The sequence below is a fragment of the Cognataquiflexum nitidum genome (genome assembly GCF_022538055.1).
In the GTDB taxonomy this organism is placed as follows: domain Bacteria; phylum Bacteroidota; class Bacteroidia; order Cytophagales; family Cyclobacteriaceae; genus Cognataquiflexum; species Cognataquiflexum nitidum.
Genome location: NZ_JAKZAM010000014.1, coordinates 91,997 through 109,255, shown reverse-complemented (window position 1 = coordinate 109,255; position 17,259 = coordinate 91,997). Strand labels below are relative to the sequence as shown.

The 17,259-nt window shown below is 41.4% G+C and carries 15 protein-coding genes; 7 read left to right on the top strand and 8 right to left on the bottom strand.

Annotation, left to right across the window (positions count from 1 at the left end; translation table 11 throughout):
• Positions 1 to 17: 17 nt before the first annotated feature.
• The 6 genes from MMU07_RS11415 to MMU07_RS11390 all read left to right on the top strand — a co-directional run bounded on the left by MMU07_RS11415 (position 18) and on the right by MMU07_RS11390 (position 5,350).
• Positions 18 to 788, top strand: a complete 771-nt coding sequence (locus MMU07_RS11415; protein WP_241126007.1) for a phosphosulfolactate synthase — start codon at positions 18 to 20, stop codon at positions 786 to 788.
• Between the two features lie 52 nt (positions 789 to 840).
• Positions 841 to 1,776 (top strand): polyprenyl-phosphate transporter, encoded by a 936-nt coding sequence (locus MMU07_RS11410; protein ID WP_241126006.1) that lies wholly within the window; start codon positions 841 to 843, stop codon positions 1,774 to 1,776.
• Positions 1,773 to 2,513: a shikimate dehydrogenase family protein gene (locus tag MMU07_RS11405; RefSeq protein WP_241126005.1), complete on the top strand. Its 741-nt coding sequence runs from the start codon at positions 1,773 to 1,775 to the stop codon at positions 2,511 to 2,513. The genes MMU07_RS11410 and MMU07_RS11405 overlap by 4 nt, the downstream gene beginning before the upstream one ends.
• Positions 2,514 to 2,541: 28 nt before the next feature.
• Entirely contained in the window at positions 2,542 to 3,798 is a 1,257-nt protein-coding gene (locus MMU07_RS11400) for a pyridoxal-dependent decarboxylase (RefSeq protein WP_241126004.1), read from the top strand.
• A gap of 313 nt (positions 3,799 to 4,111) precedes the next feature.
• A complete protein-coding gene (locus tag MMU07_RS11395) occupies positions 4,112 to 4,921 on the top strand; it encodes a mechanosensitive ion channel family protein (RefSeq protein WP_241126003.1) in 810 nt (269 codons plus the stop codon).
• A 198-nt stretch (positions 4,922 to 5,119) separates the two neighbouring features.
• Complete coding sequence (locus tag MMU07_RS11390; protein ID WP_241126002.1) at positions 5,120 to 5,350, top strand: hypothetical protein; 231 nt, start codon at positions 5,120 to 5,122, stop codon at positions 5,348 to 5,350.
• A 255-nt stretch (positions 5,351 to 5,605) separates the two neighbouring features.
• Here MMU07_RS11390 and MMU07_RS11385 read toward each other — a convergent pair whose 3' ends face one another.
• From MMU07_RS11385 to MMU07_RS11350, 8 genes are all read right to left on the bottom strand, one after another.
• Positions 5,606 to 6,952, bottom strand: coding sequence for a transglutaminase-like domain-containing protein (locus MMU07_RS11385; RefSeq protein ID WP_241126001.1), 1,347 nt, complete (start codon positions 6,950 to 6,952; stop codon positions 5,606 to 5,608).
• 768 nt (positions 6,953 to 7,720) lie between these two features.
• A complete protein-coding gene (guaB, locus tag MMU07_RS11380; protein WP_241126000.1) occupies positions 7,721 to 9,199 on the bottom strand; it encodes an IMP dehydrogenase in 1,479 nt (492 codons plus the stop codon).
• Between the two features lie 482 nt (positions 9,200 to 9,681).
• Entirely contained in the window at positions 9,682 to 10,443 is a 762-nt protein-coding gene (locus tag MMU07_RS11375) for a hypothetical protein (RefSeq protein ID WP_241125999.1), read from the bottom strand.
• Positions 10,440 to 10,880, bottom strand: a complete 441-nt coding sequence (locus MMU07_RS11370; protein ID WP_241125998.1) for an ABA4-like family protein — start codon at positions 10,878 to 10,880, stop codon at positions 10,440 to 10,442. The genes MMU07_RS11375 and MMU07_RS11370 overlap by 4 nt, the downstream gene beginning before the upstream one ends.
• A gap of 87 nt (positions 10,881 to 10,967) precedes the next feature.
• Positions 10,968 to 11,672 (bottom strand): hypothetical protein, encoded by a 705-nt coding sequence (locus tag MMU07_RS11365; RefSeq protein ID WP_241125997.1) that lies wholly within the window; start codon positions 11,670 to 11,672, stop codon positions 10,968 to 10,970.
• Positions 11,673 to 11,772: 100 nt separating this feature from the next.
• Positions 11,773 to 13,515: a T9SS type A sorting domain-containing protein gene (locus tag MMU07_RS11360; RefSeq protein WP_241125996.1), complete on the bottom strand. Its 1,743-nt coding sequence runs from the start codon at positions 13,513 to 13,515 to the stop codon at positions 11,773 to 11,775.
• Between the two features lie 88 nt (positions 13,516 to 13,603).
• Positions 13,604 to 14,329: a hypothetical protein gene (locus tag MMU07_RS11355; RefSeq protein WP_241125995.1), complete on the bottom strand. Its 726-nt coding sequence runs from the start codon at positions 14,327 to 14,329 to the stop codon at positions 13,604 to 13,606.
• A gap of 192 nt (positions 14,330 to 14,521) precedes the next feature.
• Positions 14,522 to 15,712 carry an RsmB/NOP family class I SAM-dependent RNA methyltransferase gene (locus MMU07_RS11350; protein WP_241125994.1) on the bottom strand — a complete coding sequence of 397 codons (1,191 nt, stop codon included), beginning with the start codon at positions 15,710 to 15,712 and terminating at the stop codon, positions 14,522 to 14,524.
• Between the two features lie 119 nt (positions 15,713 to 15,831).
• Here MMU07_RS11350 and prfA point away from each other — a divergent pair, with 119 nt between their 5' ends.
• Positions 15,832 to 16,908, top strand: coding sequence for a peptide chain release factor 1 (gene prfA, locus MMU07_RS11345; RefSeq protein ID WP_241125993.1), 1,077 nt, complete (start codon positions 15,832 to 15,834; stop codon positions 16,906 to 16,908).
• Positions 16,909 to 17,259: the final 351 nt, after the last annotated feature.

Below are 17,259 nucleotides of genomic sequence, written 5' to 3'. Positions count from 1 at the left end.
CCTGAAATTCGAACTTAATGAATTACGTTCTGAAGAATCTGCCTGTACGAACTGAAAAACCACGTACTACGGGGTTTACTATGGTTATGGACAAAGGCATGGGCATCAGGGAAGTCGAAAACTTCGTTGAGGCAAACAGTGATTTTGTTGATATCGTCAAGTTAGGATGGGCAACATCCTACCTGACAAAAAATCTTGCACAAAAAATCCAGATTTATAAAGATGCCGGAATTCCTGTTTACCTAGGAGGCACCTTGTTTGAGGCATTTGTTATCAGAGGACAATTTGAGGACTATAGAAGGGTATTGGATAAGTTTGACCTGTCTTTCGCAGAGGTTTCGGACGGTTCAATAAGTCTCAACCACGGCAAAAAGTGTGAATATATCCAGATATTATCCAAAGATGTTACGGTCTTGTCCGAAGTAGGATCTAAGGATGCTGCCAAAATCATCCCACCTTACAAATGGATTGAGCAGATGCAAAGTGAACTTGATGCAGGCTCTTGGAAAGTAATCGGCGAAGCAAGAGAAGGAGGAAATGTGGGTTTGTTTAGAGATTCCGGAGAGGTCAGACAAGGTCTGGTGGAAGAAATCCTTACCAAAATACCTGAAGACAGAATAATCTGGGAAGCACCGCAAAAAGAGCAGCAAGTTTGGTTTGTAAAACTTCTTGGAGCCAACGTAAATCTGGGAAATATTGCTCCAAACGAACTGATTCCACTCGAAACCATCCGTTTGGGACTTAGAGGGGATACTTTTGACCATTTCCTTGGCGCACACCTCATGTAATACCATTTATTGGCTGCCTGATTAAGTTGGGCAGCCCTTTTTTTGATCCACCATGAACTATCTCAAAGAATACATTTTAATTTTCCTCAAAGGAATGTCTATGGGAGCGGCAGATGTCGTCCCGGGCGTATCAGGAGGTTCTATCGCACTGATTGCAGGCATTTACCAAAAACTTCTGGAGAGCATCAAATCCATTGATAAAACTGCCCTGGGTTTTTTATTCAAATTTGAAATAAAAAGTTTTTGGGGACATATAAATGGTAGTTTTCTATTCACCTTGCTTGCGGGAATCTTGACAAGTATTTTTTCCCTTTCAAAGGTAATCACCTACCTGATGGACCACCATCCCATTCCACTATGGTCGTTTTTTTGCGGACTGATCATCATTTCTGCTGTGATCATCCTCAGAGACATCAAAAGATGGAATTTTGGCGTGATCCTTTCTCTACTTTTGGGAACAGTGGTCGCTTATTGGATTACAGGATTACCGCCTACAACCACTCCTGATGCACTTTGGTTTACTTTTGTAGCCGGAGCCATAGCGATCTGCGCAATGATTTTGCCGGGTATTTCAGGAAGTTTTTTATTGCTAGTCATGGGCCAGTATGAAAGGATCCTAGGTGCCGTTACTGACAAAAATTTTCTAATTATTGTTGTTTTTGGTTCAGGATGTGTCGTTGGATTACTGTCTTTTAGCAGGTTGATTTCTTGGCTTTTGAAGCATTATCATTCAGTTACCATTGGAGTTCTTTCCGGGTTCATGCTGGGCTCATTGAACAAAATATGGCCATGGAAGGAAGTTTTATCTTATCGGATGTCTTCAAGCGGCGTACAGAAACCTTTTATTACTGAGAATTTGATGCCTCAAAAATACATGGAAGTGACGGGGCAGGAACCGCTGATGTTGTATGCAATTCTCGCCTTTTCCTTCGGTATATTATTGGTTTTGGGGATTGAAAGAACAGCGTATTACTTAAAAAGACAATGAGAAAGTTTGGATTGATAGGCCACCCTTTGACCCACTCCTTTTCGAAGAAGTACTTTACTTCCAAATTCGAAAGGGAAGGCATCTTTGACTGTCAATATGATTTGTATGAAATCCCGGACATTACCCTTTTACCCAAAATCCTAAATGAAAATCCTGAATTGGAAGGAATAAATGTCACTATTCCCTACAAGGAAAAAGTGATACCTTACCTTGATGAAATGGATCCTGCCTGCCAAAAAATAGGTGCTGTCAATTGTATCCAAATCAAAGGTGGAACTCTTAAAGGCTATAATACCGACTACATAGGATTTAGGCAATCATTAGAGAGTTTTCTTGGCATAAATAGGCCAAAGGCACTTGTTTTGGGAACAGGAGGTGCCTCAAAAGCCGTAGTACAGGCACTTATGGATATGGGAATTCCTTACTTGATGGTATCCAGAAATACATCTGAAAACCCGGATTGGATCACCTACCAAGATTTGGAGACAAACCCTTCCATACTGGAATTTCACCACTTGATCATCAATACCACGCCGGTTGGCACCTTTCCAAAAACGGAAGAAATGCCGGAAATCAACCCTAAAAACATTACCGGGATGCACAAAGTCTACGACTTGGTCTACAATCCCGAAAAAACATTTTTGATGCGCTCCCTCGAGGCGCGCGGTGCATTGGTAAAAAATGGATTGGAAATGCTCCAACTTCAGGCCGAGGCTGCCTGGAAAATCTGGAATTGATTTCTTTTCACATTTTAATCTTATTGCCATGTACTGGAAAAAAAAATCTCACGAACAAATCAAAGAAACCATATTCAACGCCCTGACGCAAAACCTCGATTACAGGGGTGATCATCCCATTCTCGGTATTCCGGGGACCTATTTAGATACAGCAGAATTTTATCCTGATGCACCATTTCTGAAAGATGCCCCATATATGTCTGCTATGGTCCGCAATCCAAACCACATAGGCGTACATACACTCAGTGACAAATCTGTCTTGGAGATATTTGAAGGAACCCAAAAAATCGAAAGAGACCTGATCCGATTGGTGGCAGAAGAAATCCTCAACGGTGATCCAAACCAACAGGACGGCTATGTCGCCACAGGAGGAACAGAAGCCAATATCCAAGCCATGTGGATTTACAGGAATTTTTTCAAAAAAGAGTATGATGCCCGATTGGGCGAAATAGGCTTGGTTTATTCCCAAGACTCTCATTACTCCATGCCTAAAGGCGCCAACCTGCTCAACCTCACCAGCATCATCCTGGAAGTGGATCAGGAAAACAGGCAAATCACCAAGGAATCCTTAGAATCCAAAGTAAACGCTGCCATGGAAGAAGGGATCAAATATTTCATCGTTATCGCCAATCTCTCTACCACTATGTTCGGTTCAGTCGATGATATTGACATGTTGGGCGATTACTTTACAAATATTAATGCCCCTTTCAAAATCCATGTGGATGCGGCTTATGGCGGGTTTATCTACCCTTTTACAAATCCAATGAGCAGGTTTACTTTTCAAAACCCATACATGAATTCTATCACTGCAGATGGGCACAAAATGCTTCAGACTCCCTACGGTACAGGGCTTTTTCTGATTCGAAAAGGGTTTTTCGACTATGTCAAAACGGAGGAAGCACAGTATATTCCAGGAAAAGATTACACCGTCAGTGGCAGCCGCTCCGGAGCAAATGCCATATCCATGTGGATGATCCTACAGATTCACGGCTCGGAAGGATGGAAATATAAAATGGAAACACTCTGCGATCACACGGAGAGGATTTGCAAGCGATTGGAGGGAATGGGAGTAGAATATTTCAGAAACCAATACCTGAACATCATCGCTATCAAGGCAAAATACATCTCCAAAGAGCTTGCTGAAAAATACTATCTAGTAGCCAATACATACGAATTTCAGCCTGAATGGTATAAAATCGTCCTCATGCCACATGTGAAACCCGGCACGATCGATAGCTTTTTGATGGAACTTGAAGGAGAACTCCAGTCTAACCTTAGAAAATAAAATCAGATGAAGACCCAAAGGCGAAAGCTTTTGGGTTACTCTGGCTTAAATTTTCAAAGTTCAGTTTTGTAGGGGAGACCTTACCGATATGTCCCCTTACCATTAGAGTATAAAGATAGAACCAAAACCAAGCCATTCCCTTTTTTTGCCAAGATTGGATACTGGAAATAGAATGGTTATATATTTTTAATAAAAACAAGTTTATTTATAAATTTTTGATGGTTATATCATAAAATACTTAAGAATATTTCATCTACATTTTTTATTTTTATAGAATTTAAATGTTATACACACTTAATTTTAAATATATTCTATGGAGGAGGTAACCACTTACACAACAAGATTTATGGATTGGGTTTATGTTTTTGGCCCAAAATTAATAGGCGCTCTAGCCGTTTTTATCATCGGTCTCTATGTAGTCAATTTCATTTCGAAGTTCGTTTCAAAAGCGCTCAACAAAAGAGGAATTGACGTTTCCCTGCAATCCTTTTTAGGAAGTCTTGTCAGTGGAGGCCTAAAAGTCCTTTTATTGATCTCTGTAGCCGGGATGCTCGGAATTCAGACCACTTCTTTTGTAGCAGTCGTGGGTGCCTTGGGTTTGGCTGTAGGGCTGGCCTTACAGGGTTCTCTTGCCAATTTTGCAGGAGGAGTTTTGATTTTGGTTTTCAAACCATTTAAAATCGGTGATCTCATCGAATCCAATGGGCAGACTGGGTTAGTCACCGAAATCCAGATTTTCAATACCATCCTACTTACCGCGGAAAACAAAACCGTCATCCTTGCTAATGGCGCCGTGTCTAACAGTACCATAGTCAATTATTCACGGCACGGCAATCTCCGTGTGGACATCTCTGTGGCCGTAGCTGCTGACAGTGATGTGGCCAAAGCCAAAAGAGTGGCCATGGAAGTTTTAAAATCAAGTGAGTTTGTCTTAGAAGAACCCGCTCCTTCTGTCAATGTACTAAATGTCGGAGACGGAATGGTCACTCTAGCGATAAGACCTTATGCCTCTACTGCGCATTATTGGGACGTGTTCTTTTCTGTACAGGAACAAATCCGAACCGCTTTTGGTCAAAATGAAATTGAAGGGCCAACACCGACAAGGGTCATCATAAATAAATAGTCTGCAATCCCGGCAGTTCTTCTTTAAGGATTCTTTTTGATTTCCAGAGATTTTGGCAGGACTTCAAATCATTTACAAAAAATTACCCGGCCTTAATAAATGGCAAAAAAAATCTTTGAATAAGCAAATAATTGTAACTTTGTTTTGACTTTTAATTAAAAAGTCTAATAAATCACCATCAACCAAAAAAATAAGACTATGACCTTATTAAGAAAATTTAAATCAAGTACGCTTTTGGTTTTAGCCTTTGGCTTCCTTTTCGTAGCATCTGTTAGTTCATGCGGAGGCAAAAAAGAAGGTGAAGAGTCAACCGAACAAATAGAAAGCGCTGAGCATCCTGCTGAAGAAGCTGAGCATCCAACAGAAGGTGCTGAGCATCCAACCGACTCTACTTCTGAGCATCCTGCAGATACCACTGCAACGAATTAATTTCCCTTAGAACAATTTTTCTTAAAAGTGTCTGAAAACCGGGTTTAGATATTCGGATTTTCAGACACTTCTGCTTTTTAGATACCCTTTAATCTAGGTAGCCACTGGATATTTCTATGCGTTTTCCCATTGATTTTGAGACATTTCGCGGAAATTATTCTCTGATTAGGGGCACAATGAATTAGAAAAAAAATCAGTGCCAATCCGCATGACCAGCGGAAAACCATCATTCTTCATCCTGCTGATTTCGCAGAACTATTCCGTTTTCCTGTTGAAAGAAAAAATGGTCTCAGGAAAAGCCGGTTCACCATTAATCTCCATGATCGGATAGGCCATAAAATTGATCGGACCTCCAGATGGACCCGGACTTATCTTGAGGTCACGGCCCTGACTGAATTCAATCCTGTTGGCAGGATGTCTTCCAAAGTAATACGTCGCTAGGGCTGTATACTTGTTACCTTCGCTGATATCGACAGGCCACCACTTTCCTTCAGCATGGAATTCAGCCCAACAATGATATCCGTCGATTCCTCCCTCATTTCTGTCTGAGGGAATCGAAGCCCCGATGGAAAACCTCGCAGGAATATCAATAGACCTTGCCAGGGAAATGAAAAAGGAATGGAACTCGGTACAATTTCCAGTCTTGGAATCACAGGCATAATTGGAATCCCCACGCCCATATTTCCCGAATTTCATATACCGCATGTTGTCTATAATATAGTCATACAAAGCCCTTGCTTGGACGAGTTTGTTATCCTTTTCCTTGCCTTTGATGGCTTCTTTGGCGATTTCTTCAAATCTTCCACCTATTGGCATGAGAAGATTTGGAAGCAGGTATTTCTCGTCTATTGTTCCCACCGCCTCATACGGGCCTTTTTCTTTTCGTTCTACTTGATACGTAATGTCTATTTCTTTGCCGCTATCTTCAGGGCCGAGTTCGAGGTAAAGGACTGAATTGTCAAAATCCTGTTCTTTCAACATCTGATGCTTACCCGGAAGGGACATATTGGTGACCTTCACAGTTTGGTAATTGTCACTTTTAGCGATTGGAATCCACATCTTAGCAGATCCGGTGATCTTGGGAAGTTTGGAATAATAATGGAAATCAAATTCATCTTGCCCTTCCACCACGCCAAGCAAGTCCGTGGAGGCGGTTTCAACGGGGACGCGGCGCCAGGTTTTGTCCACGACTTGCTTCCAGGTGTAGAAAGGTTTACCGTTCAGTTTGTGAAGTGAAGTTTCGGTTACCTTCATGCTCCCGGGTTCTCCCTCCATAAAAAAATCCACATCATACACATCACCTTTTTCATCAGCCAAGTCCACACATGCAAAATGCTTCTTTGGCCCAAGGTTGGAAAGGTATTCTGTATGGACACGGACCAATTTCAAGCGAAAATTTCCCCTTTCATCATTGACTTGAAAATACCCGTCACTTGTCGCTGTTTCGGCGGCTATGTAAGCTTTGATGCCAGCTTCAATTTCGGCGATGGATACTTTTTTAGGCTTTTCCTCTTCCGTATTTTCTTCTTTTGCTTCCCTTCCTGATTGGCAAGATGCCGCCAAAAGTAGCATTCCTAATAAAATGTTGATTCGGTATCTCATCTTTGGGTAAATAATGGATTGATTTCTAAATCTAAGGTTTTTGGGGAAAAATCGGATTTTCCTTTGTCCCCAAATATACAATTTATCTACAGAAGGGTATTCTGAAAAAATCACGCTAATAAATCTGGAAAATAACAGATTTGATTTGATCCATGATTTTTAACCTGTTTTAGTTTTGTTTCCCCCGGATCCCTTCTGCGGCAGTCTGCGGAATCCGCGGGATATATATTTTTATTTATTGCCCCTTTTTTACTCCCTCAGATAGCGTAGATTTTTGCAGACTTTTTCTTTGGGATATTTATTGATCTAAGATTTGACTGTCTGCAAACCCATTTTGGTATTGACAAGAACCTTCTGCGGCAGTCTGCGAGATCCGCGGGATATATATTTTTATTTATTGCCCCTTTTTTACTCCCTCAGATAGCGTAGATTTTTGCAGACTTTTTCTTTGGGATATTTATTGATCTAAGATTTGACTGTCTGCAAACCCATTTTGGTATTGACAAGAACCTTCTGCGGCAGTCTGCGAGATCCGCGGGATATATATTTTTATTTATTGCCCCTTTTTTACTCCCTCAGATAGCGTAGATTTTTGCAGACTTTTTCTTTGGGATATTTATTGATCTAAGATTTGACTGTCTGCAAACCCATTTTGGTATTGACAAGAACCTTCTGCGGCAGTCTGCGAGATCCGCGGGATATATATTTTTTACACAAAAAAAAAGCGGCAGGAAAAACCCACCGCTCCGAATGCTTATTATTACTTCATTACATTTTGGCTGAATAATTTGGTGCTTCCCGGGTGATGCTCACATCATGCGGATGCGATTCTTTGACACCGGCAGCGGTGATTTTGACAAACTTGCCGTTTTTTTGCAAATCTTCAACTGTTGCTGTTCCGCAATAGCCCATCCCCGCCTGAAGACCACCTACCAATTGGTACAGCACTTCTGACACCAAGCCTTTGTAGGCTACCCTACCCACGATTCCTTCCGGCACAAGTTTCTTGATATTGTCCTCTGCATCCTGGAAATAACGGTCTTTGGATCCTGATTCCATTGCTTCGAGTGAACCCATTCCTCTGTATGTTTTGAATTTTCTTCCTTCGAAAATCAGCATTTCTCCGGGAGCTTCTTCAGTTCCGGCAAGCAGAGAACCGATCATGATGGATCCTGCACCTGCTGCGATGGCTTTGACCAAGTCACCGGAATAGCGGATACCTCCATCGGCAATAACTGGAACATTTCTTCCCTTCAAAGCTTCAGCACATTCGAAGACCGCAGAAAGTTGGGGAACGCCAACACCCGCAATCACCCTGGTGGTACAGATACTTCCCGGTCCAACCCCTACTTTCACTGCGTCTGCACCGGCATCTGCCAAGGCGATCGCTGCTTCAGGAGTTGCAATATTTCCCACGATGACTTCCAAATCAGGAAATGCGTCTTTGATTTTTCTGCAAGCATCCATTACTCCTTTGGAATGTCCGTGGGCAGTATCAATGGAAACTACGTCTACACCGGCATTCTTTAAGGCCTCAACCCTCTCAACGATATCGGCTGTCACACCGACAGCTGCGCCGACTCGAAGTCTGCCAAATTCATCTTTGCAAGCATGGGGTTTGTCCCTTCTTTTGAGGATATCCTTGTACGTGATTAGACCTGTCAATTTCCCCTCTTCGTCTACGATGGGAAGTTTTTCGATTTTGTATTCCTGAAGAACTTCCTCCGCTTGTTCCAAGGAAATCCCCGCTTTGGCTGTGATGAGGTTTTCACGGGTCATGATATCCTTGATCTTCACATTGGGATCTTTGATAAATCTCAAATCCCTGTTGGTAATGATCCCCATCAAAACCCTGTTTTCATCCACAACAGGAATCCCACCGATGTGGTATTCACGCATGATGGCATCCGCATCTCTCACTTTGGATTCGATATCCAAGGTAATCGGGTCGAGGATCATCCCTGCCTGAGATCGCTTTACCTTTCTCACCTGAGCTGCCTGCTGATCGATAGACATGTTTTTGTGGATAAATCCAAGACCACCTTCAAGTGCGATGGCAATAGCCAATTCAGATTCTGTCACCGTATCCATCGCAGCGGAAACAAGTGGAATATTGAGTCTGATTTTTTTGGTGAGTTGGGAAGAGGTGTCGGTATTTCTGGGGAGGACTTCAGAATATCCGGGTACTAAAAGCACGTCGTCGTAGGTAAGTGCTTCAAAAAGAAATTTATTGGAATTGAGGTTCATAGCAAATTCGGTTAGGTAACCCTATTTGCCCGTCAAAGATAAGAACATTTTCAGTTGTGGATCAAATCGGTTTGAAAATAAATTAATTGAGAGATGTGAGACGGGAGATATGAGGCAGGAGATATGAGGCAGGAGATATGAGAAACGTGAGACAAGATTCAAGAGACAAAGATTCAAGAATTGGATCACCCCTTCTGAGTAAGGCCTTCCCTTGTCTTTTCATAGGAGGTACAGCCTGTTCTGTTTTCTTCAGAAACTTACATTGGTTTACTCCTCTCCCTCCAAACGCCTAATCTCCGGTCCCTGAGCTTGTCGAAGGGGAAAATTCCATTTCTATCCTTGGTAAGGGGAACGACTGAAGGATCTCATTTGCCTTAGGTGAGACCCTTCGTGCCTCAGGGTGACGGTAGACAACCTGACAACTTGACAACCCGACAACAATGACAACGCGTAGCTGACAACAATTACAACAACTATAACCATTACAACCAAAATATTCCCCTCCCCGCCAAGGCATTCCACAAGGTTCCCAAAGAAAGGATAAAATAAATTGCAGCAAAAATATTTACCTTTTTGACGTTGTCACGGGCAAAATTCCAAGCAAAAAGAGGAACTGCCTGCAGTGCATGTAGTCCCAAAAAGTGGAATATCCGGAGATCACCATAAGTCTTTGCCCAATTGAAAAAGAAAATCCCTTCCTGTCCATCAGGGGCACCGATCGTATGACCCAAATTCCCAACCATCAAGAAACCTTCCAAACTCGCCACTACAAAAACCAACATCCCCAGTTGAATGCCTCTTTTATAACCGGGAAAAAGGGATTCTACAACCGAGAATAATCGGTAAGTCCAGAAAACCATGATGGTATTGATCAGGATTGCGATCCCCATAAGCTGAAAAAGAACCGCATTATTTATTGAGCTGATGTTGTAATGCGAGAGTTCGCCCATCGATGCCTGATAAATGATGATCACCTGCTCGATCAGCATGGCAGTGATGATGGTCAGTTTGATCTTTTGGACTTTCCTGATTTGAGGAAGATAAAATAGATACCAAGCCATCGTCCAAGAAAAGATCCCGATCGAAATCGCGAATTTCATCGGCTTCATCCAGACATTGACACCATTCAAAGTCCTGTCATCAAAAAAAGAAAGGGCCAACAAGACAAAAAATACAATGAAATTTAGAAGGCCAAACTGTCCCAGCGATTTGCTTCTCTTGAATATTTTTTTGATAAAAATCATGGATGATAAGGACTCTGATTGAGCTGTTTGATTTTCACTGCCCTGACCAGAAAGTAAAGCAATAAACCTACAGGTCCCATCATAAAGGTCAAAATCAAACAAGGTAATACCACCCATCGGCTGATGTCTTTTTCCCAAGAATCCTTGGCAATCCACATCCCCACAAACAAATCAAAAGCCAGGTAATGGATCCATCCGGCCAAAAGTGCTTCATCGGATCCAAACAATAACCTGACTTCTGATAAAGTACTGAATCCCCCTTCCCCTCCACTGAACAAGGCGGGAATGATGTAGAAAGCATAAGTCAGTGCCATCAAAATAAAAACCCCCGAAAAGAGGGTCTGATAGATCCATTTGTGGGGGTAGAAGATAAACAGTGCAATCCATGAGAAAAAGGCCAAGGTGCTGGCCATGCCAAAAACAGCTTCTAGAGTCATGGGAATAGGATGTTTGGTTTATTTAAATTTAGGGAAAATTATCCCGCAAAGGCGCAAAGGCACAAAGAAAAATTGGATACTAATCTTTTAAAACCTGTAATTCAGAAATATCCCTGTGTATGGCCTGAACTCAAAGGCAAATTCCCTTACTGTCAACCCAGGCTCTAGGGGCGTACTAGGCCCAAAATCATTTGAAAAATCAAAATCTCCAGATCCATCCCTAATAAGCTTAAATGCAACTTCGCTTGAGGTATTAGACCTTTGGTAGGATGTAATCAACCGAAATTCAGTAGTTGCAAAAAACCTTTCGGATATTTTGAAAGCCAAACCTATGAATGGCAAAACTGAAAATTTTATTGAATTACTAATTTCTGAATTCCTTTCTAAATAGGTGTTATTATCCGGAGGATTTGGAGTGATAAATTCTTGGGTCTTATTTGTGCTTGAAATAACACCCTCAGACTCTATCCCATAATATCCATACCATTTCTTACTAAAGCTTACCTGTCTTTCTATTCCTAAACCTATTCCAAAAAGAGTTAAATTATCCAAATTTTTATTTTCAAATTCTACCCTACTTATTCTACTTAAATCGAAAATTGGTCTTATTCTGATAGCTTGATTGGATTTTGTTTGTTTTCTAAGCAAAAATTCAAACGGAGCGTTATTTTCTCCGCTAAATACTTTCTCCAAGGCAAATTGGCTGTTGAAGCCAAATTGGATCCTTTTAACTGGGTGAATTGAAATAGAATCCTTTTCTGTAACTTCCTTTTCTTGTGCAAAGGAAAACAAAGGAAAAAGACAAACCAAAAACTGTATAAAGATAATTTTCATAGGATAAAAGTAAATCCGGTGTCTGCCATGATATGAACAGACACCGGTATTGAATAGCTTATTTTTCTAATTTTATTTTCTCTCTGATCATGCCATCTTTATTGTAAATATGGATGAAGTAAAAGCCACTTTTCAGATTTCTGAGTGATATTTGGATTTTATCACCTTTTGAAGTTGCTTTTTCCATTTCTTTACCATTTTCATCCAATACAGTGACTGTATATGGTTCTGTTTCTACAGAATCTTCCATGGATTTAAACAATTCTTTTATTTCAGGTTCTACGGTCAAAACATCAGAAGTGGGATTTGGATAAATACTGTAGCCATAATAACCTCCACCACAGCTGTATCCAGGTGCCACTTTCAATCCTGAATACTCCGACCATCCACAGCCATTGTTGACCCTGAACCGTACCGCCGGGAAAAAGTCAGGATTGTATTGAGGAACATATAACGTTATGGTATTGGCACTTTGGTTGATTATTGTCCAATTGGTAGGTTTTGTCCATTGGTATGAATAGGTACTTTGATGACCCAAAGGTGGATTTGCAGTAAATACATATGTGTTTCCCGGACATACATAACATAGTGTCCCAATATTGCAGGATGCAGAAATCGTGGCCTCTGAACCATTCACATACCCAATCTGGATCTGTTTGGTAATCGTAGGCAAAGCACCACAGGGGCCTGTGATATTAAATGTTAGTGTGGCCACACCAGAAGATGTGCCATTTGCCCTGGTTAAGTTCGCAGTTGTTCCAGTTCCTGATGCTACTGATACAAGACTTGCAGGTGATACTGACCAACTTCCGGTAGTTCCTGTGGGAAGGTTTTGTATAGAGTAGCCTGTATTCGGACTACATACTACCAAAGGACCCGCAATTGAAGGAGGACTTGATGGGTCAAATAATTGAAGTGTAACCGTTCTTTGTAATGGGGCTGTTTGTGTGGAACAGATATTTGCCCTGACTTCTATGATTCCACCATTTGTCCCGCTGGGTGTCAAAGTAATAGAATTTGTGTTACTTGTACCAGCCCAACCGCTTGGTTTGGTCCAGGTATAGCTTGTTGCACCTGGTACAGGATTTACAGAAGCCGTAATCGGGGAAACGTTGCTGCATAGAATAGTGGCAGGTGGTGCTTGCAAAATGGTAAGGGGTGGAGGATTTCTTGAAATTGTAATTTCCTGTGGATTACTTAAAAAACCTGTCCCACATGCACTGTAACCCCATACTTTGATTTTTTCATTATTCCCGCCACAAGAATTTGGTTTTACTGATACAGAAAATCCTGTAGTGGTAATGGGGGTAGTTCCATTACTAGTTGTTGTGCCAATCTGCCAACCTGCAGGAATTAACCATTGATAACTGTCCGCATAAAGTGTACTTGGGTGTCCGCCTGGAACTCCGGTGTTTGGAAATGCTAATCTAGTGATTGAATAAGTTATGTTATTTATTGATCCAAGATTGACATTTGGAGAGCCTGAAATGGGTGAAGGGTTAACATTATTTAGTGTTTTAATTATAATATTTGGAACAGTACTTGAAATAATTTCACCCACGGGTAAGGCGCATCCAGATGCTGTGACAGAAATCGTACCTTTAGGAGCTACGCTTCCACTCGTAGCTACAACATTGTTCCAAAAAACTGTAACAGTACTGACAAATGCATAAGATCCTGAAATTTGTGTTAATCCATTACTAAAAACCCCATTGGTTACATTCCAAGTATATACACAATTACTTCCATTTGTAGAGGTTGGTTCTGTGAAATATTGAGTTGGCTCATTTGGGCAGACCAATTTCTGGGCATTTGTAATCCAAACTTGGCCAAAAGTGGAATTAGAAATAAATAAAATTTGAATAAAGAATAGCAGTTTTTTCAGGGTTTTAAAAGTTTATGTGGATTCCGGTATAAGGTTGAATACTAAATTTAAATTCTTCAATCGAGAACTTACTAATCGTTGGAGTTAAGAGATAATCCTCTTCTTCAATAGCTTTATCATAAGTGTTAACTAGAGTTTGGAAATTTGAATAATATAAACCTTGTTTAATTTCTGTGGTAAGAATAATATATGAATTCAGGCGGAATGAAAATCCTATAATTCCTAACCCATTTAAAAATAATTTGCTCCTATCATAATATTGCTTGTTCGTACGAAGGATTCCGTCAAGATTATATATCGGTTTTGTTTCTATCGAATTGTCCCAATTCTTATTGAATTCTGCCTCTAAGCCGAAATACCAACCAAATTTTTTTCCGATCGGACGATGCCATTCCTTTCCGATTGCCATTCCTAAAGTTGCAGACTTTGTAGTTTTACTTGTATCTCCTTGGTTTAGGGATCTATTCGAGGAAATTCCCATAAGCCGTAACCTAATCGCTTGATTGTTCTTAATTAATTTTCTTACCGTCACTTCCAATGGTGTAGTAAGCTGTTGGTCAAAAAGTCCCTCTACAGCAAATTGGGTATTGATCCCAAATACAAGTTTCTTGTATCCAAAAGTAGGAGGAGGGATATTTGAAGCAGTTGGAGGAATACTATCTGACTGTGCTTCTACGTAGGACAGTGTCAAAAAAAATAAGGAAAAAAAAAGGATTGACCTGATTCCCATAAAATGCCTGAGTTAAAATGAATACAGGAACAAAAGCTAAACTTAAAAAACAATAAAAGCAAGCGTTTTTCGTTAATCAATTATGCTTTTCTTTTGAAATTTCAAAAAAGGCTCTTCCTGACTAGGATTGGGCATTTTTAACTCGATGAAAAAATACAGACCTTTTCTTTTCAAGTAGGCATTGTAAATGGTTTAAATTTTTCTCTTGATCTTGGCGATATAAAACCCATCATATCCGCTTTCCTGCGCCAACACTTTTTGGTCTTCTACCAATTCAAAATCCTTCCCGTTTGGAGAAGCAAGGAATTTCTCGACCTGCATCTGGTTTTCGGTAGGGAGAATACTACAGGTCGCATAGACCAACAATCCGCCTGGCTTGACCATGCCTGCATAGTTCTGAAGGATTTCCTGTTGGATAGCTTGTACCTTTTCTATAGACTCTGGAGTCAATTTCCACTTGGTATCCGGATTGCGTTTCAATACGCCCAATCCCGAGCAGGGCACATCCAACAGCACCCGGTCAGCAGACTCTTTCAGCCTTTTGATGGTCTTATTGCCTTCGATCACCTTAGGTTCGATGATGCTGATGCCGTTTCTTCTCGCCCTCAGTTTGGTATTCTTAAGCTTCCATTCCTCCACGTCCATAGACAGGATCCGACCTTTATTCTGCATCAGTGCGGCAAGGTGAAGGGATTTACCTCCCGAACCGGCACAGGCATCGATCACCCGCATACCGGGTTCCACTTCCAAAGCTGCCGCCACAAGTTGTGACGAAGCGTCCTGAATCTCAAACAATCCTTCTTTGAAAGCGGGATTTTTAAAGATATTCTGCCTCTTTGCAAGGACCAAAGCATCTTTGTAGCCTTTTGGGGCAAAGGATTCTATGCCATCTTCCGCAAGTCTATTCATGAGTTGCTCACGGGTCACTTTGAGCGTATTAACCCTGAGGACGACATCCGCTTCTTGGTTTAGGGTTTCGATTTCTTTCTCCCATTTGTCACCCAAAAGCTCAGCTCCCATGTCATCCAGCCAATCCGGAATTGACTGAAGCACTGCCCTTTCTCTGATCCTATCATAATTTGCTTTGATGAATTTTGGATCCATGCCTTTGAATTCTCTCCAATCAGGAAGTTCATTTCCCTGAAGCACCCAATAGGTCCCAAACAAGTGGTACAGGTCATCCGAAGGACTGACCTCGTTGAGCAATCTCCACCAGCGGACCATTTCATAAGCAGACTCAGCGATAAACCCCCTGTCTCTTGCACCCCATTTTGGATTGGATTTCAGGATTCTTTCAATCACCTTGTCAGCATACCTGTTTCGGTTAAAAATCTCATCGATGGCTTCAATGACTGCACTGACGGTATTGGTGAAGAGTTTCATGGTAATTTTTTGTTTGAGCTCACAAAGATAACAGGATTCCGATGCCCGATAGCCAAAGGTTTAAAATCCCAAAACCGATATTTTTGTTAATTTTGCACCCGCTCAACAATTACTGATTTATGCTTGACAAACTCCAAGCGCTGAAAGAAAGATTTATAGAAGTAGGTCAGCTCATCATACAGCCGGACTCCATGTCCGACATGTCCAAATACACCAAACTCAATAAAGAGTACAGAGACCTCGAAAAAGTGGTAAATCTGTATGATGAATATAAGTTGGTCAAGGAAAATATAACCAGCACCAAGGAAATCCTGGAAAAAGAAAAAGATCCGGACTTTCGCGAAATGGCCAAAGCTGAACTTGACGAATTGAAGCAAAGGGAGGAAGAATTGGAAGAAGCTTTGCGTCAGCAATTGATCCCCAAAGACCCCAACGATTCCAAGGATTGTATCCTCGAGATCCGAGGTGGAACCGGAGGGGATGAGGCAGCGATTTTTGCAGGTGATTTGTTTAGGATGTACCAGCGTTTTTGCGAAAAAAAGGGTTGGAAACTGACTGTACTCGATTTGACTTTTGGCTCCTCGGGAGGATATAAAGAAATCATCAGTACCATCACCGGAGAGGATGTGTATGGGATGATGAAATATGAATCCGGCGTGCACCGCGTGCAGCGGGTACCTGCCACAGAAACTCAAGGCCGTGTCCACACTTCAGCCGCCACTGTTGCAGTTCTTCCCGAGATGGATGAAGTCGAAGTCAACATCAACATGAATGAAATCCGAAAGGACACTTATTGTTCTTCCGGTCCGGGTGGACAATCGGTCAACACGACTTATTCTGCGGTCCGGTTGACGCATATTCCCTCGGGACTTGTCGTGACCTGTCAGGATGAAAAATCCCAGATCAAAAACTTCGAAAAAGCATTGAAAGTATTGCGGTCGAGGTTATATGAAATTGAACTTGCCAAGCACAACGATGCCGTCGGTGCCCAAAGAAGGACGATGGTAGGAAGCGGGGATCGTTCCGACAAAATTCGGACTTACAATTATCCCCAAAGCCGTGTCACTGACCACCGGATCAACAAAACTGTCTACAACCTCCCTGATGTGATGGAAGGCAATATTGAGGATTTCATTTCTGCGCTGCGTCTTGCCGAAAACCTTGATAGGATGAACCCTTCAGAATTGGAAGATTGAGAAAATAGTCGACAGTTTACAGTCCGCAGCCGGCAGTTTGTGAAATTGAACTTTCAACCAAATTATTAATAGTTTTGGTTTTGATCAGCTAATGAAAACAACCTGAACTAACAGCAAAAACTTTAAGAGAATCTGAAGAGAAGGTAAAAAGTGGATGTGTATGTACGCTTTCTTGCCACTAACTAAATAGAACTTGGTGTGATTACAATTTCAGGGGCAATGGACGTAAAATGTTGACTATGTTCAGATTATCCGCAGATTTAATCATTAATTTTCAGCATTGGCAAAGTAGCGGATAATCAAAAAAGGGAATGATGATTGCGTAAAAGCAAAAAGAAAACATTAAAAATC